Origin of the sequence: Paraburkholderia dioscoreae, assembly GCF_902459535.1 — a bacterium.
GTDB classification, from domain to species: domain Bacteria; phylum Pseudomonadota; class Gammaproteobacteria; order Burkholderiales; family Burkholderiaceae; genus Paraburkholderia; species Paraburkholderia dioscoreae.
In genome coordinates this window covers 1492173-1515698 of the sequence record NZ_LR699553.1, presented here as the reverse complement: position 1 = coordinate 1515698, position 23526 = coordinate 1492173, and the positions used below count along the sequence as shown (strand labels likewise).

The window sequence follows — 23526 nt, the reverse complement described above, 5'->3', positions numbered from 1 at the left end:
TATAAGCAAATTAAGTTTCATCTAGCGCTACACCCCTCCTCAAGCGTCCCCGATACGCCTGTCGGGATGCCGTCATGGATAACTCGATCAATGTGTTTTCCGGAAGATGTCCGCCTCCTCCGGAGGCCAGGCGATAGTTGCGAGTGCAACCACGCTCCGGCATTGGAAACGGTCCACCTTCGCCGCGACGAGCACCCCATCGCGCCCGCCATGAGGAAACCGCGAGCGCGCCTCGTCTGATGGGACGTAACGGGAACAGAATGCTTTTACTTCGACGCCACCAGCACCCACAAGCGGGCGAGATCCGCCGAGCCATCGGTGCCCTTCACGGCACGAAAAGTTTGCACCGCGCGTGCCTTATCGCCCGCCACGTAGTACGCCTCGCCGAGATGCAGTTGCGCCTGGTCCGGATGATCCAGACCACCCTTGGCGATCGCGCTATCCATCGCGGCCAAACCCTGCTTCACCTGCCCGGCAAAAACCTGGTTGAAGCCCAGATCGACCGGTGCGACAGGGTTCGCCGGATCGGCCGCCGCTTGCGCCCGTTTTGCAGCGAGTGCCTGCAGACGCTTCTCGCGGTCCGCCTGCGCATCATGTCCCAGAACGCCCGAAGCAAAACCCTGATCGATGACCTGTTTGCCTTCGGCGGCGGTGCCCGCCACGATTGCAAGCTGGGTCATTTCCATGTAATCGTCGGCGGTGGACAATGCGCCTGTTGCACGGCGCAACCGATACGTGTCGATATCGAGTTTCGACGAATAGCCAGGTTTATTGCGAATCGCCGAGAACAGATCGTCCCAGTACGACTGTTTCGGATGATAGGCAACCAGCTTTTCAAGCGTGCTGCGATACGTAGCGTCGTCCTTCACGCGTTGTGCGCACGTGCCGAGCAATTGCAGTTGCGACTCGTCAGGCGCGTGACCGGCGTGCACTTGCGCGTTGATGCCCGGCTTGAGCAGGCTCACCACGCTCGCGCAATCGTTCGACAGATAGTAAGACTGAACCAGCAGCGTGCGCATGTCAGGATCGCTACCGCCCGACTTCAGATAACGCTGCGCGACCTTAGCGGCCTGCGCATAGTTTTTTTGCTGGAAGTAGATGCCGGCCAGAGCCGCCGACGTGCGCTGTTCGTCCGCACCACTCAACTTGCCGGAACCCAGCAACGTTTCGTAGGACTGAGCAGCCACGCCGGATTCTCCAGCCGCCGCCGCAGCCGCGCCACGCATCTCCTCGATCATGGTACTTTCATACGGCGTCTTGCCGGGCACGGCCGCCGCCTGATCGATCTTCGTCAGCGCGTCCTTGTACTTGTGCGCGCGATACAGATCCTGTGCGGCATTCAGCGGCTTCGCCACATCCGGCCGCAGGGTGTCGGCGGCGTGAGCGGCGAGCGGCAGCACGAGAGCGGCCGCGACGACGGCACGCTTGAACCGTTGATGAATCGTTTGCATTGCCCTTCCCTATTGCATGTACTGCTCATTGCCGATCAGGCCGATTTTCGTCGCGCCCAGTCGTTGCGCGGACGCCATCACCTCGGCGACATCCTTGTACGGCACCAGCTTGTTCGGCCGCAGATGGATTTCGGCCTGAACCGGTTCAGCCGCCACCTGAGCAAGTCTGGATTCGAGCGCGGCACGGTTCGGCACGGGCTGACCGTTCCAAGTGGTGGTGCCGTCGAAATCGATATCGATCTGCACTATTTCAGGTTGCGTGATCGGCGGCGGCGGATTGCCGACCGGCAGATTCATCTTGATGGCATGCGTCTGGATCGGAATTGTGATGATCAGCATGATCAACAACACCAGCATCACGTCGATCAGCGGCGTGGTGTTGATGTCCACCATCACATCCGGTTCACTGCCGCCGCCCGACGATACGTTCATTCCCATTATCGGCTCCTGTCGATCAGACTTGGTGCTTCAGCACTTAGTCTGATCCCATGCAAAGTCACCCCCCGCGCGCGGGTGGCTCGGTAATAAACGAAACCTTCGCAATACCGGCGCGTTCGCACTCGGTAATGACCCGACCGATAAATTCATAACGCGCGTTCTGGTCGCCGCGAACATGCACTTCCGGCTGCGGCGTCATGACCGACACGGTCTTCAGGCGTGCCAGCAGCGTCGGCGCGTCGACCTGCTTCTCGTTCCAGAAGAAGTCGCCGTCGCGATTGACCGCGATGACGATACTTTTCGGCGTGGTCTGCAGCGGCTGGATCGTCTCCTTCGGCAATTGCACCGGCACCGTATGCGTCACGACCGGAATCGTGATCAGAAAGATGATCAGCAGAACCAGCATCACGTCGACGAGCGGCGTAGTGTTGATACTGGAGATGACCTCGTCGTTGTCGTCCTGCCCAACGCTCATTGCCATGACAGACTCCGCTTATTGAACCAGCGACGCTTCGCGAGCCGCGGCGCGCGCCGGGCGGCGGCTGCCCGCCAGCAGAACGGTATGCAGCTGCGCGCCGAATGCGCGCACACGCTCCATCACCGACTTGTTGCGGCGAACCAGGAAGTTGTAGCCAAGCACCGCGGGCACGGCCACCGCGAGACCGATGGCGGTCATGATCAGCGCCTCGCCCACCGGACCCGCGACCTTATCGATCGAAGCCTGGCCGGCAATGCCGATTGCCGTCAGCGCGTGATAAATCCCCCACACCGTGCCGAACAGGCCGACGAACGGCGCCGTCGAACCCACCGTGCCGAGGAACGCCAGGCCGTCTTGCAGACGATTCGATACGTTTGTGATGGCACGCTCGACCGAGGTATCGATCCACGTGTTGCGGTCCACGGCTTCGAGCAGCGCTTCTTCGTGATGCTCGCCAGCTTCGATCGCCGTTTCCGCGATGAAGCGGAACGGCGACGCTTCGTCGAGAAGCTTCGCGCCTTCGACCAGCGACGGCGCAGTCCAGAGTTGTTCATCGGCACTCTTCGCGCGGCGGTTCGCACGGAACTGCTCGACGAACTTGGTGACCATGATGTACCAGCTGCCCATCGACATGAGCACCAGCAGAATCAGCACGAAGCGCGCGACAAAGTCGCCGTTCTTCCAGAGTGCGCCGAGGCCGTACGGGTTATTGACGGTTTCGGACGTGGCCGGTGCCGGCGGCGGCACGGCTTCGTCAGCGACGGAACTCGCCGTTTGCGGCGCAGCGGTGGCAGGCGCTGCGGCCGACGCCGTAGCGTCGCTGGCCTGTGCATGGGCCATTTGCGGTGCAACAAAGGTATCCACCGTAGTTACGGCGATCAACATGGTTGCCGCCAGTGCGGCGAGAGTACGCTTCTTCATGCCTGCTCCAAGTTCATTAGTACAACTTCAAAACTAACACTGATAAATCGCTACCGGTACCGAACAGCCGGTGACTTCAGTTCAGGTTAAACGAGAACGGAACTTGCACACGGACAGCCTGGCCTTGGGAAACGCACGTGAACTGCTTGACCGCGTTGAATGCAGCACGATCCAGTGAGGAGTCGTCTGCGGATTTGGCAACGCGTTCATTCGTAATATGGCCCTGCGGGTCGACAACGAATTCAATGAGAACATCACCCGTTGCGTTGTTTTCCTGAGCTTCTTTCGGGTAGCGGATCGACGAACGGATCTGATCCGAGTTCGGGCACACAACCCCGACTTCAGTGCTCACAGGCTTGCTCGGCGCGGGCGGCGCCGGTGGTGCGGGCGGCGCCACGGCGGGTGCCGACACAACCGGTGCGGCCTGATGCGTAATGGTCGGCTGCGGCGGCGTCTGCACCTGCACTTCCGGCGGCGGCACGAACGGCGGCGGCGGCGGCGCGAACTTCGGCGGCGGCAATTGCACCGTGGGCAACGGCGGCGGAGGCGGCGGCTTTACCGGCTCGATGATCTTCGTTTCGATAGGATGCTGAATGACCTGCACGACCTTGGTGGCGAGGCCATTGATCAGTGCGTAGATCAGCACGATATGCAAGAGCAGAACGACTGCGATACCGCCGAAGCGACGTACTGGGTTTTGCTGCTTGCGCCCAAACTCACGCGGGCGCCCTGGCCTCTCCATACGGGCCGCTGCTGCCGGAAATTGCCCTTCGACTTTCGTACCCACCTTTACTCCTCCGGCGTGAACCGTTCATTTCTGTAACTGCAGTGCGCTTACATACCGCAAACCACATTCACTTCAGCCATCTGGTGATCGACCACTTTTTGATTCGTAGTCCAAAACGGACGCAGAACTGCCAAACCTCGTTCCGATGGCACGGACGTGACTCAGGAGGACTGCGGCCGCAGGTCATGCGAGCCCAGTAGCCGATCTAAGTAGAACTACTAATAGATTAAATTTGACCCACTCACTTCCGCCTTGCATACACGATCGAGACAACCTGATCGATGTGGGTCGTAGCGCCTGGAACTTTTTGCGCGAACGTCACATGCGTTTCATGGGACGCAAAGATAGCAGGACAAAAAATGTACGGTCAAACTTTTTTTGATGGCGGCATACTTAGTTTAGAGAGATGACTCTAACTCATACCGAATTGGCGCCGCTTTAAAAGAATAAGCGTGTGTGGAGCAGATAAGCATTCGGCTTTTTTTCTGCACGAGAATGGGATTTCACTGCACTCGTGACGTGCAAGAATGCACTCGAAACTCTCAACTGACCGAACGCCCCGACCAAACGGAAGGCCAGTCGGGCGCGCCTTTTCGCGCGGTCGCCGCTTGATCGGGCGGACCGCCAACAGTATGTGTGCCGGGATGATCGGGACGCCGGAGTGAGACCGCCGCCGAAGGCGAGACGATAGCAGAAGGAAAACCGCGTTCGAAAATATTTTTAGCGGTATTTACGACACTTTAAATACGCATCTCAATGACGTCTTATAGTTAATTACAAAACAATTCAATTAAATTACATAAAGCTAACAGACGGAATAACGCCGAGCGTGAGTGGACTTAGCAGGGGGAGCAGAACAACTTCTCATCGACCGCATGCGCGTGTCGGCGGTCGCCTGGCGAGCGCGCAACCTGCCAGGTGCAATAAACAGGAAAGGAGCGGCGCAACGTTGATTGCGCCGCTCCCTGCTACATCAACCGTTCGTGCCTTCGCCCGCAACGATGGTGTGGTTGTCCCGCGATCGCGCGAGAACGGGCCGCAACGCGGCGCCTGTATGACTTGCGTCAACGCGGGCGAGTCCTTCGGGATCCGTGGCGGCGACAATCGACCCGCCGCCCACGCCACCCTCCGGACCGAGATCGATGATCCAGTCCGCCTCGGCGATCACGTCCAGATCGTGCTCGATGACGACGACGCTATGGCCGCCGTCCGCGAGACGATGCAGCACGCGAATCAGCCTGGCGACGTCGGCCATATGCAGGCCCACGGTCGGTTCGTCCAGTACATATAAGGTGTGCGGCGGCTTCTGACCGCGCCGCGTAATGTCGTCGCGCACCTTGCTCAATTCGGTGACGAGCTTGATACGCTGCGCTTCGCCACCCGACAACGTGGGCGAAGGTTGACCCAGCGTGAGATAGCCGAGCCCGACGTCTTTCATCAACTGCAACGGATGAGCAATGTTCGAGATGGGCGCGAAAAACTCGACGGCTTCGTCGATTTCCATGGTCAGCACGTCGCCGATATTCTTGCCGCGCCATGTGACCGCGAGCGTCTCGGGATTGAAGCGCTGCCCGCGACATACATCGCAAGGCACTTTCACATCGGGCAGAAAGCTCATGCCGATGGTGCGCACGCCCTGCCCCTCGCAGGCCGGGCAACGGCCTTCGCCCGTGTTGAACGAGAAACGCGAGACCGTATAGCCGCGCGCACGCGCTTCGAGCGTGCCGGCGAACAGTTTGCGGATCGCGTCCCACACGCCTATGTAAGTGGCAGGACACGAACGCGGCGTCTTGCCGATCGGCGTTTGATCGACTTCAAGCACGCGGTCGATAGTCTCCCAGCCGGTGATCGAATCGCAACCTTGCCATGCATGCGTCACGTTCAATTGCGCGCGCGGCGCCGTGCGCGCCAGCACGCTGGAGCGCCGGTTCGCCGCGGGCTTCTCCTCGGCCGCGGCACGTGCGCGCCGCGTGGCCGGCGACGATAGCACCGACCGCCCGACCGCATCCAGCAGATTGGTCATCAACACGTCGCGTGCTAGGGTCGACTTGCCGGAACCGCTGACGCCCGTGACCGCCACCAACCGCGATAGCGGAATGCCGACTGTGACGTTGCGCAGGTTGTGCAGTTTGCCGCCGTGTACGGTCAGCCAGTTTTCCGGCACCGCGGCCATGCGCTTGCTCGCCGCGACCACTTCGCGACGCGGCTGCAACGGATGCACGATAGGGTTGGCGAGAAACTGCCCTGTCACGGAATCGGGCTGCGCCGACAGATCCGCCACACTGCCCTGCGCGACCAGCGTGCCGCCGCGCTTGCCTGCGCCCGGCCCGATGTCGATGATGTGATCGGCACGCCGGATGGTGTCCTCGTCGTGTTCGACGACCACCAGCGTGTTGCCCTTCTCGCCCAGCTTGCGCAGAGCGTTCAGCAGAATCTGATTGTCGCGTGGATGCAGGCCGATGGTCGGTTCGTCGAGTACGTAGCACACGCCTTGCAGATTGCTGCCGAGTTGCGCGGCGAGACGAATACGCTGCGCCTCGCCACCCGAGAGACTCGGCGCGGCGCGATCGAGACTCAGATAGCCGAGTCCGACTTCTTCGAGAAACTGCAGGCGGCTGCCGATTTCGCTGATCACGTCACGCGCGATTTCTGCGTCGCGACCGGTCATTTCCAGTGTGTCGATCCACGCGCGCGTGTCGGACACGGTCCATTGCGCGACGTCGACAATGGACTGCGCGTTGAACGTGACCGCGCGTGCGGTGGGATTCAGACGCGTGCCCGCGCAGTCCGGACACGGTTCATCCACGAGGCCTTCGGGCTCCTGCTCTTCCGAAGGCAGGCTCTGTTCGCGGCCACGATTGTCGTCGACGACGATCGTGTCGTCGTAGGCGGCGCGCTGCTCGCGCGTGAGCGCGAGACCCGTGCCCACGCAGGTCGTACACCAGCCATGCTTGCTGTTATACGAGAACATGCGCGGGTCAAGCTCGGGATAGCTCGTGCCGCACACCGGACACGCGCGCTTGGTGGACAGCACCTTCACGGCGCCGAGTTGCGCCGTAGGACGGCCGCCGCTCATCGCGTCGTGCAAACCGTCGAGCGGCGCCAGCAGATGCATCACGCCCTTGCCCACTTCCAGCGTCTGGTCGAGCGCCTGACGCAACTCGGTTTCATGGTCCGGCGACACGACGAGATCGGTCACGGGTAACTCGATCGTATGCTCGCGGAAGCGGTCGAGCTTCGGCCACGGGTCCACCGGCACGAATTCGCCATCCACACGCAGATGCGTATTGCCGCGTGCTTTCGCCCACTTCGCCAGATCTGTATAGACGCCCTTGCGATTCACGACCAGCGGCGCGAGAAAACCAACGTGCTGCCCTTTGTGATCGCGCAGCAACTGCGCCGCGATCGATTCGACGCTTTGCGACGTAACCGGCGTGCCGTCGTGAATGCAATGCTGCAGACCGAGCTTCACATACAGCAGACGCAGGAAGTGCCACACCTCGGACGTGGTCGCCACGGTACTCTTGCGGCCGCCGCGCGAAAGCCGCTGCTCGATCGCGACGGTCGGCGGAATGCCGTACACCGCGTCCACCTCGGGCCGCCCCGCCGGCTGCACGATGGAACGCGCGTAGGCATTGAGCGATTCGAGGTAACGGCGCTGCCCTTCGTGGAACAGAATATCGAAAGCGAGCGTGGACTTGCCCGAACCGGAGACCCCGGTAATCACGTTGAATTTGCCGTGTGGAATGTCCACGTCCAGCGATTTCAGGTTGTGCTCGCGCGCATTGACGATGCGCACCACGTCCTCGCCTTCGACGGCGCGGCGCGCACGCGCCGCGCTCAGCGCCTTCTGCAGCGGAAGGCCTTGCGACGCCGGCTCAGCCGCTGTGTTCATGGCGCGGTCGTATTGCAGCAGCGCTTCGCCGGTATGCGATTCCGGGCACGTCTTGACGTCTTCCGGCGTGCCGACGCACAGCACCCGGCCGCCGCCGTCGCCACCTTCGGGACCGAGGTCGATCAGCCAGTCGGCAGAGCGGATCACATCGAGGTTGTGCTCGATCACGATCAGCGAATGACCGCTCGCGAGCAGTTTGCCGAACGCTTGCATCAGCTTGGCGATGTCGTCGAAATGCAGGCCGGTGGTCGGTTCGTCGAACATGAACAGACGCTTCGCGACCGGCTGCTTCGCGTTGCGCGCGGTGCGCGCCTGAGCCGATTCCGCGAGAAACCCGGCGAGCTTGAGCCGTTGTGCTTCGCCGCCCGACAACGTGGGCACCGGCTGGCCGAGCTTCACGTATTCGAGACCCACGTCGACGATTGGCTGCAGCACGCGCAGCACTTCGGCGTCTTTGGCAAAGAAGGCGGTTGCTTCGCTCACCGTCAATTCCAGCACGTCGGCAATGCTCAGCGCGCGCGCCGGTTCGCCGCGTTCGATCTTCACTTCGAGCAGTTCCGCGCGATAACGGCGCCCGTCGCAATCGGGGCAACGCAGGTACACGTCGCTCAGGAACTGCATTTCGATATGTTCGAAACCCGAGCCGCCGCAGGTCGGGCAGCGGCCGTCACCCGAGTTGAAGCTGAACATGCCCGGGCCATAGCCGCGTTGCTGCGCGAGCGGCGCCTTGGCGAACAGTTTACGGATTTCGTCGAACGCGCCGACATAACTGGCCGGGTTCGAACGCGCGGTCTTGCCGATCGGCGATTGGTCGACGAACACGACGTCGGTGACCTGATCGGCGCCGCTCAGGCTTCTGAATGCGCCCGGCGATTCGGTGGCAAGACCGAAGTGGCGCGCCATGGCCGGATACAGCACGTCTTGCAGCAGCGTGGATTTGCCGGAACCCGATACCCCCGTCACACAGACGAGCCGCTCCAGCGGAATCTCCACCGTGACATCGCGCAGATTGTGTTCCGTCGCGCCTTCCAGCACGATGCGCGGCGTGGTGTCATTCACCGGACGCTGTGACCAGTGCGCCGAGTCCGCCACATGCCGGCGGCCGCCGAGATACTCACCGGTGAGCGTGCCGGAGGAACGGATCGCCTCGGGCACGCCGTCGTAAATGATCGAGCCGCCGCGCTCGCCCGGCCCTGGGCCCATGTCGATCAGACGATCCGCCGCGAGCATGACAGAGGGATCGTGCTCGACCACCACCAGCGTATTACCCGCGTCGCGCAAGCGGTGCATGGCTTCGACGATGCGGTTCAGGTCGCGCGGATGCAGGCCGATGCTCGGTTCGTCGAGCACGAAAAGCGTCTTGGTGAGCGACGTGCCGAGCGCCGTGGTCAGGTTGATCCGCTGCACCTCGCCGCCCGACAACGTGCGGCTTTGCCGGTCGAGCGTGAGATAACCGAGGCCCACGTCGCACAGATATTTGAGGCGCGTGCGCACTTCGGCGAGCAGCAGTTTGAGCGCATCGTCGAGCAGCGCGCTCGGCAAGCTGACTTCGTCGAAGAAGCGCCGGATACGCTCGATCGGCATCAGCATCAGGTCGTGCACGGTCAGACCCGGCAACGCTTCGAGTTGTTCGCGCGTCCAGTCGACGCCGCGCGGCAGGAAGCGCTTCCCGGCCGGCAACACGTCGTCCGCATTCGCCTTGCTGCCGAGGCGCCACAACAGCGATTCGGTTTTCAGGCGTGCGCCGCCGCAGGTTTCGCACGGCGTATAGCTGCGGTACTTGGACAGCAGCACACGGATATGCATCTTGTACGCTTTCGATTCGAGATATTCGAAGAAGCGTTTGACACCGTACCAGTGGCTTTGCCACTTGCCGTTCCAGTCGGGCGAGCCGTTGATGACCCAGTCGCGCTCGGCGTCCGTCAGTTCGCCCCACGGCGTGCCGCGGCGAATATCCGCTTTCGCCGCGTAGCGCATCAGATCGTCCTGGCATTCCTTCCAGGCCGGCGTTTGCATGGGCTTGATCGCACCGTCGCGCAGCGTCTTGCGCGCGTCCGGAATCACCAGCCCGAGGTCGACGCCGATTACGCGGCCGAAACCGCGGCAGACTTCGCACGCGCCGTACGCCGAGTTGAACGAGAACAGCGCGGGCTGCGGGTCCGCGTAGCGCAGATCGCTTTCGGGGCTATGCAACCCGGTGGAGAAGCGCCAGATTTGCGGTTCGGCTTCCTGAGCTTCCGGCCCTTCGGACGACGCCGGCAGCACGTAAATATTGACGCGCCCGCCGCCGCGCTTGAGCGACGCCTCGATCGCCTCGACCACTCGCTGCTTGTCCACCGACCGCAGCCGGAAGCGGTCCGCCACCACGTCGAGCAGTTTGCGCTTACCCGTGGGCGAATCGACTTCGCGCTGCGCCTGAACGCGCGTGTAGCCGCTCGCCGACAGCCACTGCTCCACTTCCTGCTCCGACGCCGACTCCGGCAGTTCGACCGGGAACGTGACGACGAGCCGCAGCTCGTTCTGCGCGGTGCGCTCGAGCAACTCCGCGTAGATCGTTTCCGGCGTATCGTGCCGCACCTGCCGGGCCGTCTTGCGGTCGAACAGTTCGGCCGCGCGCGCGTAAAGGAGCTTCAGGTGATCGTTGAGCTCCGTCATGGTGCCGACGGTGGAGCGCGAACTGCGCACCGGATTGGTCTGGTCGATCGCGATGGCGGGCGGCACGCCGTCGACGCGGTCGACTTGCGGCCGGTCCATGCGGTCCAGAAACTGCCGTGCGTAAGCACTGAACGTTTCGACGTAGCGCCGCTGCCCTTCCGCATAAAGCGTGTCGAACACGAGGCTCGACTTGCCGGAGCCGGACGGGCCGGTCACGACCGTCATTTCGCCGGTTCGTACGTCGAGATCGACGTTCTTGAGGTTGTGCTGGCGCGCGCCGCGAATCCTGATAATGCCGTTAGATGCCAATTTTTTCGACCGCCTGAATGAGTGGGCCACCTCTCACGGACGCCTCGCGACCGCGCAAGTTCGGTGCCGCTGGGGCCGGCGGAAACGCGCGCCAAAGCCCAGCTTGCAAGGGGATACTATACTGTATATTTATACAGGTTTGGCCTGCAAGTCGCAATTGCAACTGTCTTGCCGGGAGCCCTGTGCGGACAAGATCTGCTGTTCCGCCAGCAGTAGCCTACCCGATCGTGCGTCGCCAGCAATGCTGCGATGACGCAGCAACCGATAAGCGAATTTTTTACAAGTTGTGATCGGGACGCGGATAGTCTGAAACCTCATCGATGACCAAAGAGGATTCCATGAATGGAAAACTTTGTGCGCGAGCAAATGGCACAAAACGCGTTCTGTCCGTTGTCCCGGTGTGTGCCGTCCTGCTTGCCACAGGCGCGGTCAACGTGTGCAATCTGGCGGAGGCTTATGGCAGCGGCGCGCCTTACTATTCCCGGTCGACAAACATGGGCAAGTGGGCCGACCCGTTGCCCATACTGGGCGCACTGGACGCTGCAGTACTGATCGTGCCGTCCTCTGGGCATTGTGGTGGAAACGCGGCGCCACGCGGACATAGGACCGGGCCACTGACGCACCACCACAGAGCAGCGCTAATGACCCCTCGCGCGGGGCACCCGCGCTCCTACCCGCAAACACTCTCCACACTGCCCCGCCGCGCCGTCGGCAGCGCCGCCCCCGGCACGTCACCCTGCGCCCCGCGTTCACCCAGCGCATAAGCCACGCAGCGTTTCGCCAGCACCTCGGTCGGATCGACAAGTCTTACCAACCGCCCGGCCGCACAAGCCAGCATGGCGTCGCGCAACAGCAGCGGCAACTCGGTACAGCCCAGCACGATCACTTGCACGCCTTGCGCGATCAGGTCGTCGACCGCCGCGGCGAGGTCGTCGCAACACTCGCCCGAAGTGAACCCTGCCTTGGCGCCCTTCGGTCCGTAGACGGCATGCATCAGCCGCGCCTGAGCCTGCTCGCCGGGAGCGATCTGCACGAAACCGCGCGCTTCGAGCGACTGTTCATAGACGCGGCTCGCCAGCGTACCCGTGGTGGCCAGCACGCCCACTTCACGCAAGCCCGGAAAGGTCTCGCGCAGATAATCGGCGGTACAGGTCAGCATATTGACGATCGGAATGCCGAGCGACGGCTGGATCCGCTCGACGAACGCATGCGCCGTATTGCACGGAATCGCGATCAGGTCCGCGCCGCCGTCTTCGAGCGTCCTGCAGGCGGCATATAGCGCAAGCGTCGGATCCTCGCCGTTACCGAGCAACGCGGCGGTGCGGTCCGGAATCTGCGGGTTCTGCTCGACCATGATCTTGATGTGGTCCTGATCGCACGCGGCCGGCGTATTGCGCACCAGCTTGGCCATGAAATCGACCGTCGCCGCCGGCCCGACTCCGCCCAGCACGCCCACCTTGAAGCGCCGCGCCTGCTGCGAATACTGGGCGGCCGCGACATAGCGCGCGTACACCAGATTGACGTCGACGAGCGGCACTTCGAGCCGCCCGAGTGCGCGCGCGACCAGCGCGATTTCGACGAGCCCCGGCAGGATGATCTCCGCACCCTGCGCAATGAGATCCGCGCACGCCGCGCGCAACAACTCGACCGGCCGGCCATAGAGACAGCCGTTCCTGATGCCTTCGTCGCTATAGACGGCGCTCGTCACGCAATCGAAGCCCGCTTCGTTGCGCGGATGCAGCACGTCGAACTGCGCGGCGTCGAAATAACGCTCGAAAAGTCCGTTATCGCGGATAGCATCCGAAGTCAGCACGCCGATCCGGCGCACCGACGGAAACGCTCGCCGCACATACGCCGAGAGCGCCGTCATGATGTTGGCGACCGGCACGGCCACGTTCGCAGAAAGTTCGTCGATGAAGGTATGGCTAAGGAAGCACGGCAACACGATCGCTTCGACACCGCGTTTTTCGAACGCCCGCATGGTGTCGAACACGTGGATCTTGAACTGCGCATCCACCTCGCGTTGCGAGGCCGGCCCTTGCCACGACTGCCGCTCCAGAAGGAGATCGAACGGCCGCGCCGCACCGCGCCGTTGCCAGGCGGCACTCATTCTGCACAGTACGTCGGCGCTGGCAAACTGGGCGGCACCGGTCACGACCCCCAGCGAACGATAGCGATTCATGATGACTTCCCCCGTTTTTGCCTTCCGCTTTGATGGTAGGCGGCTTTTGCGCCAGAGAGGATGACATTATGTCGGGGGACTATGACGTGGGGTTAACCACGAAAAGCGCATTTCCTCGCGCTTCCGGGCGGCGGCGGCACGCGCACAATCACAATCACAATCACAATCACGCGCGCAATGCTAGGCCGCTTCGACCACGCCATGCGCCGCGCCGCGCTTGCGGCGCTCCAGCGTACTGATGCACACCAGCGACACCCCGGCCAGAACACTATAAAACACGGCAAGCGGCCACCAGGCACCCGGATAACGATGCGCGAGCAACGTTCCGATCAACGGCGTCAGGCCGCCGGCCAGCGCGGCGCACACCTGGTACGACAGCGAAATCGCCGAATACCTGAGGCGCACGGCGAACGCGGTCGACATGAAGCCGGCCATCACCGCATAGGAACTCGACATGCACATCACCGCCATTGCAATGCCGATCACGATCGCCACCGGCCGCCCGGTCGAGACGAGCGCGAACATGGGGTACGGCGACAGCATCGCCAACGCTGCCGCGCCCTTCAGGAAACGTCCCGTGCCGATGCGTTGCGCGAACCATCCCGAACCTAGTTGCGTGAACAACTGAATGAACGCTACGACGAACAGGCAGTCGAGAATCAACGATCGGTCGAGGCCGAGCGTCTGCGTCGTGTAATTGAGCATGAAAGTATTGACGAACCATGCGCCGGCCACGCCGATCACGTTCGCGCCGAGGCACAGCAACAGCGTGCGCCACGCATCGCGCACGACTTCGGCCACGGGCAGCGCGGCCACTCGCCGTTGCGCCTTGAGCGCCTTGAATTCCGGTGATTCGTCGACACCCGCGCGGATCAGCAGGCCGACCACCAGCAGCACCGCGCTCGCGAGAAACGGCAGACGCCATCCCCAGTTGAGAAACGCGTCCTTGTCCATCGAGGCCACCGCGCGGAACGCGAGCAGCGACAGGATCAGGCCCGCCGGACTGCCGAGTTGCGCGAACGAGGCGAAGAACGTTCGCCGTCCTTGCGGCGCATGTTCGCTCGCCATCAGCACCGCGCCGCCCCACTCGCCGCCGATCGCGATCCCCTGCGCGACACGCAGCAGCACGAGCAGCACCGGTGCCCACACGCCGGCGCTCGCGTAAGTCGGCAGAAAGCCGATACCGACGGTGCCGACGCCCATGATCGCGAGCGTCGCCACGAGCGCCTTCTTGCGGCCGATACGGTCGCCAAGGTGGCCGAACACCAACCCGCCGAACGGTCGCGCGAAGAAGCCGACCGCGAAGGTGCCGAACGAAGCCAGCGTGGCGAAGAACGGATCGCCGCCGGGAAAGAACAGCTTGCCGAAGATCAGCGCGGACGCCGTGGCGTAGATATAAAAGTCGTACCACTCGATCGTGGTGCCGACAAAGGCCGCGGCTGCGGCGCGCATGGGTTGCCGGCCTGCGGCGTGGACGTCTGGATCGCGATTCATGTCTGTGTCTCCAAGGTCGTTCTTCTGGATGGCGCGGCTTCTTCGTGCCGTCACCGGGAACTGCTGCGCTTATGCTTCAGGTGCGCCCGCTTTGAGCACGCCCGCTTCGAACAGACGCCGCTGGGTGGCGGCGTCGATACCCAATGCATCGAGCACGTCGCGCGTGTCGGCACCGAGTAACGGCGGCGCGCTGCGATACGTGGCCGGTGTGCGCGACAACTTGATCGGCGACGCGGTGCCGCGATACTCGCCCATCTCGACCACCATGCCGCGGTGCAAGGTGTGCGGATGCCGCGCCACCACGTCCACGGTTTGCACCGGTCCGCACGGTACGCCCGCGTTGATCAGCGCGTGCGCGAGCGGTTCGCAGTCGTGCGCGGCGAGCAGGTGTTCCAGCGCGGCCTTGAGCGGCTCGCGATGCGCGCAGCGGCTGCGGTTGTCGACGTAGCGCGGATCGTCGGCGAGTTCGGGCGCGCCGAGATGCGCGCACAGCTTCGCGAACTGCCGGTCGTTGCCCACCGCGAGAAAGATCGGCGCGGTTGCGGTGCGATAGCTGTCGTACGGCGTGATGTTGGGATGCGCATTGCCGCTGCGCTGCGGCGTGCGGCCCGAGCCGAAATAGTTCGGCAGATGCGGATGCAGCAGTGAAACGCCGCAGTCGTACAACGCGATATCGATCGACTGGCCACGACCGCTCTTCGCGCGCTCGGCGAGCGCGAGCAGAACGCCGGCGAACGCATTCAAGCCGGTAACCATGTCGACCACCGGCAAGCCGACGCGCATGGCGGGGCCGTCGCGCTCGCCGTTCACGCTCATCAGGCCGGTCATGGCCTGAATCGCGGCATCGTAGCCAGGCAAGCCGCCGAGCGGGCCGTCGGGACCGAACCCCGACACGGCGCAATGAATCAGCTTCGGGAAACGCTCGCGCAAATCGCGCTCGTAGTCCATGCCCCAGCGCGCCAGCGTGCCGGGTTTGAAGTTTTCGACCAGCACGTCGGCGTCTTCGAGCAGCTTCCAGAGAATCGCGCGGCCTTCGTCGCGTGAAAGATCGACCGCGATGCCCTGCTTGTTGCGGTTCACGCCAGCGAAATACCATGCGGTGTCGCCATAGAACGGCGGCCCCCAGCCGCGTGTTTCGTCGCCGTCCGGCGGTTCGAGCTTGATCACCTGCGCGCCGTGATCGGCGAGCGCCTGGGTGCAGTACGGGCCGCCTAGCACGCGGCTCAGGTCGATGACCTTGATGCCTTGCAGCGCGCCTTGTGTGCCGGCATTCACGGGTGCCGTCATTGCGCGCCCCCTCGCTGCCACAGTTGCAACGCCTGCACGAGCGTGACGCTGCGGCCTTTGACCAGCGCGTCGATCACCTCGCTTTCGTCCTGCTCCGACTGCAACGCCAGCGGATCGGACGGCAACAGCTTGTGCCGCACCACCAGATGCGCGAGCGCGAGACGCCGGTGGTCTGGCGCAAGACGCACGCCTTCGCAGGCCATCAGCACGGCTGTCGTTGCGTGATACAACGCGGTGCCCGCTTGCCGGACCCATTCGTCGCGGCCGGAATCCGCCACGCCGGCCAGCGCATCGCACGCACGCGCGAGCGTCGAGCGCAGCAACGCGAGACTGGCCGGCGGCAATCCCGCCGCGCCGAGCAGATCCCGCAGATAAGCGCGCAACGGTTCGAGCGCGCCGTCGCGTTTCGCCGCCCGCGCGATATCGAGCGCGACGATGTTGCTGGTGCCTTCCCAGATCGAGCCGAGATGCGCATCACGCACGAGACGCGCGTCGCTCCATTCTTCGATATAGCCGGTGCCGCCGCGCACTTCCATTGCGTCGCCGGTTACGCGGCGCGCGTCGCGGCAGGCGCGGAACTTGATGAGCGGCGTGAGAATGCGCACGCATTTCGCGGCCTGGCGGTCGCCGGCGTCGGCCTGCTGCAGCAGCAGCGCAATGCGCATGAACATCGACCGCGCCTGTTCGGCGGGCAGCATCATCTTGAGCAACTGACGCTGCATCAACGGCATATCGATCAGCTTGCGGCCGAACGCTTCGCGATTGCGGGCAATGTGCAACGCCTCCGTCAGCGCGCGGCGCATCAAACCCGCGGCACGCACGCCGTTCGACAGGCGCGACATGTTGATCATGTCCGCCATCTGATGAAAACCGCGCCCCACCTCGCCGATCAGATACGCCACCGCGCCTTCCAGCACGATCTCGCCGCTCGCCATCGAGCGGCTGCCGAGCTTGTCCTTCAGACGCACGATCCGGTAGCTGTTGCGCGATCCGTCCGGCAGCGTCTTCGGCAGCAGGAACAGTCCGAGTCCGTTGATGCCGGGCGGCGCCGTGTCCGGACGCGCGAGCACCATCGCGAGATCGGCGTCGGCGTTCGAGCAGAACCATTTGTCGCCGTACAGGCGCCACGTTTGCCCGCCGTCCGCATCGCTCTCGAGCGACGCACGCGTCGCAATGCGCGCGACGTCCGAGCCCGCCGCCTGTTCCGTCATGAACATCGCGCCCTGAAACAGCGTGTCGAAATCGCGCGAGGCGAGCTTCGGCAGAAAACGCGCGACCAGTTCCGGCGCGCCGAATTTGCGCAGCGTGCGCGTGAGCGAATCGGTCATGCTGACGGGACAGCACAGGCCGAATTCCGCCTGCACGAACAGGAACGTCAGCGCGTATTTGACGAGCGGCGGCGGCGACTGTTTGCCGTCACGGGTCTCGTGACTCAGCGCGGCGAGTCCCAGCTCCGCATAAGCCACACGTTCCAGCGCGACGTAATCGGGATGCTTGTCGATACTTTGCAGCGCTTCGCCGCGCCGTGTGCGATGACGCAACTGCGGCGGATTTCTGTCGGCGGACGTGGCCCAGATATCGAGTTCGTCGGAAGCGCGCTGGCCCAGCGAAACGAGCTGGCCTTCGAGATCGTGAAACAGCGCGTCGCCGAGATGCAGCTTGAGCAGACGCTCGAAGTCGGGATCGCTGGTGAAGAAGTTGATGCCCCGGCTGTCGGGAATGTTGGACGAGCCGTGTGCCGGCTGCGCGGTGATTTCGCTCATGCGTGTCTCCTTTATCGACCGGAGTTCGCGCTTTGGCGCGTTACTCCGGTCCCATGCACGTAGTGCAAGTGAAAGGAGCATAAAAGCCGCGTCGATAATCGTCTAATACAACTTATATCCGGTACGATAGACGCAGCTTATCGATAAGAAACCTGGAGACAGCCGTGGACCTGAAGCAGTTGCGCTATTTCGTGGCGGTTGCCGAGGAGTTGCATTTCGGCCGCGCGGCCAAGCGGCTGTTCATTTCGCAGCCCGCCCTCAGTTTCGACATTCGCAAGTTCGAGGAACAACTCGGCGTGCAGCTACTCGCGCGCACCAACAAGACGGTATCGCTGACCAACGCGGGCCAGGTGCTACTCGGCGAAGCACGCCGCCTGCTCCTGCAGGCGAGCGAGGCGGAACGCATGACCGTGCGCTCGGCGCATGGCCTTGCCGGCCGTTTGCGGATCGGCTTCGTGAATTCCATGTTGTACCGCGGCATGCCGCAGGCGGTGAAACGCTTCGAGGCCGATTACCCCGGCGTGGAAATCGTGCTGAAGGAGATGAATACCAGCGAGCAGGTCCACGCGATCCAGCGGATGCAGATCGACATGGGCTGCGCGCACTGGGGCAATTTCCCGTCCGACGTCATTTCCGCGCCGATCTTTTCCGAACCGTTCCTGTGCTGTCTGCCCGCCGCGCATCCGCTCGCGCACAAACGCAAGGTCGATTTACGGGCGTTGGCGCAGGAACCGTTCATTCTCTTTCCGCGCACTGTGTCGCCGCATTATCACGACCTGATCATTGCGCAGTGCGTGAGCGCCGGATTCAGTCCGTTGATTCGCCATGAAGCGCGCTTGTGGCAGACCGTGGTGACGATGGTCGGCTTCGGCATGGGGGTGGCGCTCGTGCCGTACACGTTGCGCCAGGTGCAGGATCCGCGCGTCTGCTTCTTGCCGCTAACGGGCGAGACGCTGATGTCGCAAGTGCTCCTGTTGCGCAGAAGCGGCGACGCCGAGCCGGTCGCGGACCGCTTCGTCGGCTATCTCAGGGATGCCGGCGGCGGACCGCGAGGCACGCCTCATTCGTCTGCTTCACGGCGGCCTTCGTAAGCCGTCAGCAGCTTGTGGGCGACCATATCCACGGCCGGCTTGACCAGCCCGTTCTTGTCGGTCCAGACCTTGGGCGTCAAGGTGCCGCTCAGCGCAACGCTGTCCGCGTCGCTCAATGCGAGCAGCGCGGCTTGCACGTCGTCGTCGAAGGCAATCACGTTGACGAAAATCGTGTCGCCGTCGTTGGTGGCCGCGCGCACCTTGCAGGTCACGAAACGCCTGCCGTTCTGCCCGGTGCGAATCTGCGCCTCGCCGTACAACCGCCCGCCCACCAGTCCATCGATCATCGCCTTGCTCCTCGTTCCATACTGTGCGGAAAGCAGAATCGCCCAGCACGGCGCGTATGATCCCACGAGAAGCCGCGCTAGCCGCATAAAAAGCCACTCACTCGCCGTTGGCCGCTGCGAGGCTCACCCGCCGACCGTCATATCCACGCCGCGCACGAGGCGTTTCGCCAGCCGCGGTTGCCGCAGCTGTTCGAGCCACCACTGCAATGCGCGCCCTTCATTATCGCCGCGCCACGCAACGTACAGCACATTCGGCTCACGCGGGTCGGCAGTCGCCTTCTCGATCAGTTCACCCTGCTTCAACAGCGTCGCGACACGCTGACGCGGCAACCACCCCACGCCCAGACCGTCGCGTTGCGCCAGGATTTTCGCCCGCATGGACGGCACGGCCAGCGACGCCTGTCCGCCGATCAGACCGTAAGCGCGCCCCGCCGTCGTACGCGACGAATCCGCCACCACCACCGCGCGATGTTCGAGAATCCGCTCGCGGCCGAGCGGCCCCTCGACGGCCGCCAGCGGATGGCGCGGCGACACCGCGAACACCCACTCCATCACGCCGAGCTCGAACCAGCGCAGGCCGGGAATCGCCGGCGGTTCGTTGGTCGCGCCCACGATCAGATCGGCACGGCCGTCGCGCAGCGCCTCCCAGGTGCCGCTCAATACTTCGTGGGTGAAGCGCAGTTTGACGCCCGAGCCGAGCGCGTCGAACGCGCGCACCACCGGCATCATCAGTTCGAACTCGAGGATTTCATCCGTAACTATCCAGAGGCGGTCTTCCCACCCGCTCGCGATCTGCTTCACGCGCTGCGTCATGCGCGACATGTCGAGCATCAGACGCGCGGCTTCATCGGCGAGAAGCTGGCCGGCGGGCGTGAGTTGCAGACGGTAGTGGCGCCGGTCGAACAGCAGCGCGTCGAAGCGCGTCTCCAGTTGCCGGGCAGCATGCGAAACCGTGGAGGGCGCCTTGCCGAGGCGCGCCGCCGCGCGCGACAGGCTACCGGTCTCGCGAATCGCGTCGAGTAGAGCCAGTTCGTCTTCCGACAACATGTTCCATTCCTTCGAACGAGTTCGACGCAAAGATGGTACGGCAAAGCGACAATGCCAGTCCACTATAGCGATAGGGCGGCGGCGTTTTCGGGAAAGCGCGATGGCGGTCGGCTTTCGAAAACGCCGCACGAGCCGCGCATGAAATGCCCGAAACCAGATCGAACGTTCTCTGGAACATTCATTGCGCGCGGTCGTGGCACGATAGCGCACACGTAAGGAGCAGCGACATGGGCCTTTTAGTGGACGGACAATGGCAGGATCGCTGGTACGACACGAAATCGACCGGCGGCCGTTTCGTGCGCAATGACGCGGCATTCCGCAATTGGGTCACGGCGGACGGCTCGCCGGGTCTGAGCGGCGCCGGCGGCTTCGAAGCGCAAGCGGGACGCTACCACCTGTATGTAAGCCTCGCCTGCCCGTGGGCGCATCGCACTTTGATCATGCGGGCGCTCAAAGGCCTCGAAACGATGATCGACGTCTCGATCGTGCACTGGCTGATGCTGGAAAACGGCTGGACTTTCGCGGACGGCCCCGGCGTCGTGCCCGACACCGTCAATCAAGCGACACTGTTGCACCAGGTCTACACCGCCGCCGACCCTCACTACAGCGGCCGCGTGACCGTGCCGATCCTGTGGGACAAGCAGCGCGCCACGATCGTCAGCAACGAATCGTCGGAAATCATTCGCATGCTGAATTCGGCGTTCGACGGCATTGGCGCGAAGCCCGGCGATTTTTATCCGGCGCCATTGCGCGCGCAAATCGACACGATCAACGCGCGCGTCTACGACACGCTGAACAACGGCGTTTATAAAGCAGGCTTCGCCACCACGCAGCAAGCGTATGAAGAAGCCGTCACGCCGCTCTTCGAAACGCTCGACTGGCTCGACGCGAAACTCGCAACGCAACGCTATCTGAGCGGCCCGCACCTCACGGAAGCCGATATCCGGCTGTTCACGACGCTGATCCGTTTCGACGCCGCCTATGTCGGCCATTTCAAATGCAATCTGCGCCGCATCGCCGACTATCCGAATCTGTCCGCCTACACGCGCGACATCTACCAGTTGCCCGGCATTGCTCAGACGGTCGATTTCACGCATATCAAGCGGCATTACTACGGGAGTCACCGCAGCATCAATCCGTCCAGCATCGTGCCGCTCGGCCCGGTTCAGGACTTCTCTGCGCCGCACGATCGCGCGCGGCCTGGCGTGCCCGGCTCAACCTGCGCCTTGACCGCCGCTGCCGGCTCGCAGCCGTATCCGGTCAAGGAATAGAAGACATCATGTTGTGGCCGTGGCAAAAATATCGCCCAGCCACTGCGCAAACACCCGTACCCGCGACGACAACTGCCGGTTCTGCGGATACAGCACGGATACCGGCATTGGCGGCGGCGGAAAGTCCGCGAGAATGATTTTCAGCCGCCCCGCCGCCAGTTCGGCCGCCACCCGGTATTGCGGCACCTGCACGATGCCGAGCCCGGCAAGCGCCGAGCCCGTATAGAGTTCCGTACCGGTCACCGATACCGCCGACGGCAGTACCATCGCCACCTCGCGGCCCGCCACGTTGAATTCGAGCGGCACGGCCTTACCCGTGGCACTCGACACGTAATTGACCGCCCGGTGCGTGGACAGCGCGGACGGATCGGCCGGCTCGCCATACGCCGCGAGATACGCCGGACTCGCCACGGTGACTTGCGGAAGTTGCGCGACGCGCCGCCCCACCATTGACGAATCCTGCAGGTTACCTGCCCGCAGCACGCAATCCACGCCCTCCCGCACCAAATCGACGAGCCGGTCATCTTCGCCGATGGTCAGTTCGATCTCCGGAAAGCGCGCGAGAAACGCCGGCAGCGCCGGCACCACGAAATGCCGTGCCAGCGTGCCCTGCAAATTGACCCGCAACAGGCCCTTGGGCGCGAGATTCGAGAACGAGCCCTCGGCCTCCTCCATATCGGCAATCAGCCGCACGCAGCGGCGATAGTACGCCTCGCCGTCGTGCGTGAGCCGCACCGTGCGCGTGGTGCGTTCGAGCAGCCGCGCGCCGAGCCGCTGCTCCATGCGCTTCATCAGGTTGGTCACGGTGGCCCGTGGAATCTGCAGATCGTCCGAAGCGCGCGTGAAGCTTTGCCGCTCGGCGATCCGCACGAAAACGCGCATTTCTTCGAAACGATCCATGTGGGTGTCTGCTGGTGTCCGGTGGCGTCAGTTCTGTCGGTTTGTACGCCAATTATTAAAGCAAATGGAATGATGATGACCAGTCTAACCCGATTATCTATGCGCGGAAAGCGTCCATGATTCGACTCATCCACTCACCACACACAAGGAACCGGATCATGAACGCCTCAATCAGCCAGCAAGTCGCTATCGTCACCGGCGCATCCCGCGGCATTGGCGCAGCGGTCGCGCAACGCCTCGCCAACGACGGCTTCGCTGTCGCGATCAATTACGCGTCCAGTTCGACCGAAGCCGATGCGCTCGTCGCGCAACTCACGGCGGCCGGCGCCAAAGCCGTCGCGGTAAAGGCCGACGTGTCGAACGCCGACGACGTGCGCCGCCTGTTCGAGATCACCGAACAGCAGCTCGGCAAAGTGGACGTGCTCGTCAACAACGCCGGCGTGCTCAAGACCACGCCGCTCGCCGACACCAGCGACGCGCTGTACAACCAGACCTTCGACATCAACGTACGCGGCACCTTCAACACGTTGCGCGAAGCAGCCGCGCGCATGAACGACGGCGGACGCATCGTCAACTTTTCGAGCACCACGCTGGCGCTGAACATGCCGGGCTACGCGATCTACAACGCGACCAAGGCAGCCGTCGAAGCCTTTACGCATGTATTCGCCAAGGAACTGCGCGGCCGCAACATCACCGTCAACGCCGTGGCGCCGGGTCCGATCGCGACGTCGCTGTTCCTCGACGGCAAGACTGAAGAACAGATCCAGACCTTCGCCAAGATGCCGCCGCTGCAACGTCTCGGCCAGCCGGACGATATCGCATCCGTGGTGGCATTCCTCGCCGGTCCGGACGCGGGCTGGGTCAACGGTCAGATTCTGCGTGCCAACGGCGGCCTCGCATGATGCGCCTGACGCGCATCTCGCCGAGCGGCCTTTGAAGGCCGCCTCACTTCATCGAATCGGAGAAGAAAATGCAGAAGAACGTCATCCTCGTGACGGGCGCCGGCACGGGCATCGGCAAACTGACCGCGCAGTCGCTCGCCGAAGCCGGCCATATTGAAGTGTCGGAGCGTGTGCGGATCGACTTCGCGCGGCGAATCGGCATGGGCGACTTACTCGAAGCACGGGTCCGGTGTTGAGCGCGGCGGTACGACATACCGCCATGAAAGCAGCCACGCTGATCGCATGCGCCGTCCTGCTGCCGGTTCTGATCGGCGCATGCGAACCTCAACCTCAACCGTCCGACGCCTCAGTCACGACGAGGAGCACGA

General features: G+C 63.4%; 17 protein-coding genes. 4 read left to right on the top strand and 13 right to left on the bottom strand.

The window, feature by feature from the left end; genetic code table 11:
* Positions 1 to 266 precede the first annotated feature (266 nt).
* The 10 genes from PDMSB3_RS06800 to PDMSB3_RS06755 all read right to left on the bottom strand — a co-directional run bounded on the left by PDMSB3_RS06800 (position 267) and on the right by PDMSB3_RS06755 (position 17660).
* Positions 267 to 1451: a tetratricopeptide repeat protein gene (locus tag PDMSB3_RS06800; protein ID WP_165185498.1), complete on the bottom strand. Its 1185-nt coding sequence runs from the start codon at positions 1449 to 1451 to the stop codon at positions 267 to 269.
* A gap of 9 nt (positions 1452 to 1460) precedes the next feature.
* A complete protein-coding gene (locus PDMSB3_RS06795; protein WP_007182472.1) occupies positions 1461 to 1889 on the bottom strand; it encodes an ExbD/TolR family protein in 429 nt (142 codons plus the stop codon).
* 58 nt (positions 1890 to 1947) lie between these two features.
* Positions 1948 to 2370: an ExbD/TolR family protein gene (locus PDMSB3_RS06790; RefSeq protein ID WP_007182473.1), complete on the bottom strand. Its 423-nt coding sequence runs from the start codon at positions 2368 to 2370 to the stop codon at positions 1948 to 1950.
* A gap of 12 nt (positions 2371 to 2382) precedes the next feature.
* On the bottom strand, positions 2383 to 3288 hold the full coding sequence (locus PDMSB3_RS06785) for a MotA/TolQ/ExbB proton channel family protein (protein WP_007182474.1): 906 nt from the start codon (positions 3286 to 3288) through the stop codon (positions 2383 to 2385).
* 76 nt (positions 3289 to 3364) lie between these two features.
* Positions 3365 to 4075 (bottom strand): energy transducer TonB, encoded by a 711-nt coding sequence (locus PDMSB3_RS06780; protein ID WP_007182475.1) that lies wholly within the window; start codon positions 4073 to 4075, stop codon positions 3365 to 3367.
* A gap of 973 nt (positions 4076 to 5048) precedes the next feature.
* A complete protein-coding gene (gene uvrA, locus PDMSB3_RS06775; protein WP_165185495.1) occupies positions 5049 to 10934 on the bottom strand; it encodes an excinuclease ABC subunit UvrA in 5886 nt (1961 codons plus the stop codon).
* 670 nt (positions 10935 to 11604) lie between these two features.
* Positions 11605 to 13116, bottom strand: coding sequence for a cysteate racemase (gene cuyB, locus PDMSB3_RS06770; protein WP_165185492.1), 1512 nt, complete (start codon positions 13114 to 13116; stop codon positions 11605 to 11607).
* A 180-nt stretch (positions 13117 to 13296) separates the two neighbouring features.
* A complete protein-coding gene (locus tag PDMSB3_RS06765; RefSeq protein ID WP_165185489.1) occupies positions 13297 to 14610 on the bottom strand; it encodes an MFS transporter in 1314 nt (437 codons plus the stop codon).
* Positions 14611 to 14679: 69 nt separating this feature from the next.
* Entirely contained in the window at positions 14680 to 15897 is a 1218-nt protein-coding gene (locus tag PDMSB3_RS06760) for a CaiB/BaiF CoA transferase family protein (protein ID WP_007182479.1), read from the bottom strand.
* Positions 15894 to 17660, bottom strand: a complete 1767-nt coding sequence (locus PDMSB3_RS06755; RefSeq protein WP_165185487.1) for an acyl-CoA dehydrogenase family protein — start codon at positions 17658 to 17660, stop codon at positions 15894 to 15896. The genes PDMSB3_RS06760 and PDMSB3_RS06755 overlap by 4 nt, the downstream gene beginning before the upstream one ends.
* A gap of 164 nt (positions 17661 to 17824) precedes the next feature.
* Between PDMSB3_RS06755 and PDMSB3_RS06750 the strand changes: the two genes are divergently transcribed.
* On the top strand, positions 17825 to 18751 hold the full coding sequence (locus PDMSB3_RS06750) for a LysR family transcriptional regulator (RefSeq protein WP_007182481.1): 927 nt from the start codon (positions 17825 to 17827) through the stop codon (positions 18749 to 18751).
* Here the strand turns inward: PDMSB3_RS06750 and PDMSB3_RS06745 are convergent.
* Positions 18721 to 19038 carry a single-stranded DNA-binding protein gene (locus PDMSB3_RS06745; RefSeq protein ID WP_007182482.1) on the bottom strand — a complete coding sequence of 106 codons (318 nt, stop codon included), beginning with the start codon at positions 19036 to 19038 and terminating at the stop codon, positions 18721 to 18723. The genes PDMSB3_RS06750 and PDMSB3_RS06745 overlap by 31 nt on opposite strands.
* 123 nt (positions 19039 to 19161) lie before the next feature.
* Positions 19162 to 20085 (bottom strand): LysR family transcriptional regulator, encoded by a 924-nt coding sequence (locus PDMSB3_RS06740; RefSeq protein WP_165185484.1) that lies wholly within the window; start codon positions 20083 to 20085, stop codon positions 19162 to 19164.
* A 227-nt stretch (positions 20086 to 20312) separates the two neighbouring features.
* On the opposite strand from PDMSB3_RS06740, the gene PDMSB3_RS06735 reads away from it, so the two are divergent.
* A complete protein-coding gene (locus PDMSB3_RS06735; RefSeq protein ID WP_165185481.1) occupies positions 20313 to 21356 on the top strand; it encodes a glutathione S-transferase family protein in 1044 nt (347 codons plus the stop codon).
* A gap of 6 nt (positions 21357 to 21362) precedes the next feature.
* Here the strand turns inward: PDMSB3_RS06735 and PDMSB3_RS06730 are convergent, their stop codons facing one another.
* Positions 21363 to 22256: a LysR family transcriptional regulator gene (locus PDMSB3_RS06730; protein WP_007182485.1), complete on the bottom strand. Its 894-nt coding sequence runs from the start codon at positions 22254 to 22256 to the stop codon at positions 21363 to 21365.
* Positions 22257 to 22414: 158 nt separating this feature from the next.
* Here PDMSB3_RS06730 and PDMSB3_RS06725 point away from each other — a divergent pair, with 158 nt between their 5' ends.
* The gene (locus tag PDMSB3_RS06725; RefSeq protein ID WP_165185479.1) at positions 22415 to 23158 is read left to right on the top strand and encodes an SDR family oxidoreductase; all 744 of its coding nucleotides are present in this window, start codon (positions 22415 to 22417) and stop codon (positions 23156 to 23158) included.
* A gap of 68 nt (positions 23159 to 23226) precedes the next feature.
* Entirely contained in the window at positions 23227 to 23394 is a 168-nt protein-coding gene (locus PDMSB3_RS37650) for a hypothetical protein (protein ID WP_197740259.1), read from the top strand.
* The last annotated feature ends 132 nt before the right edge of the window (positions 23395 to 23526 follow it).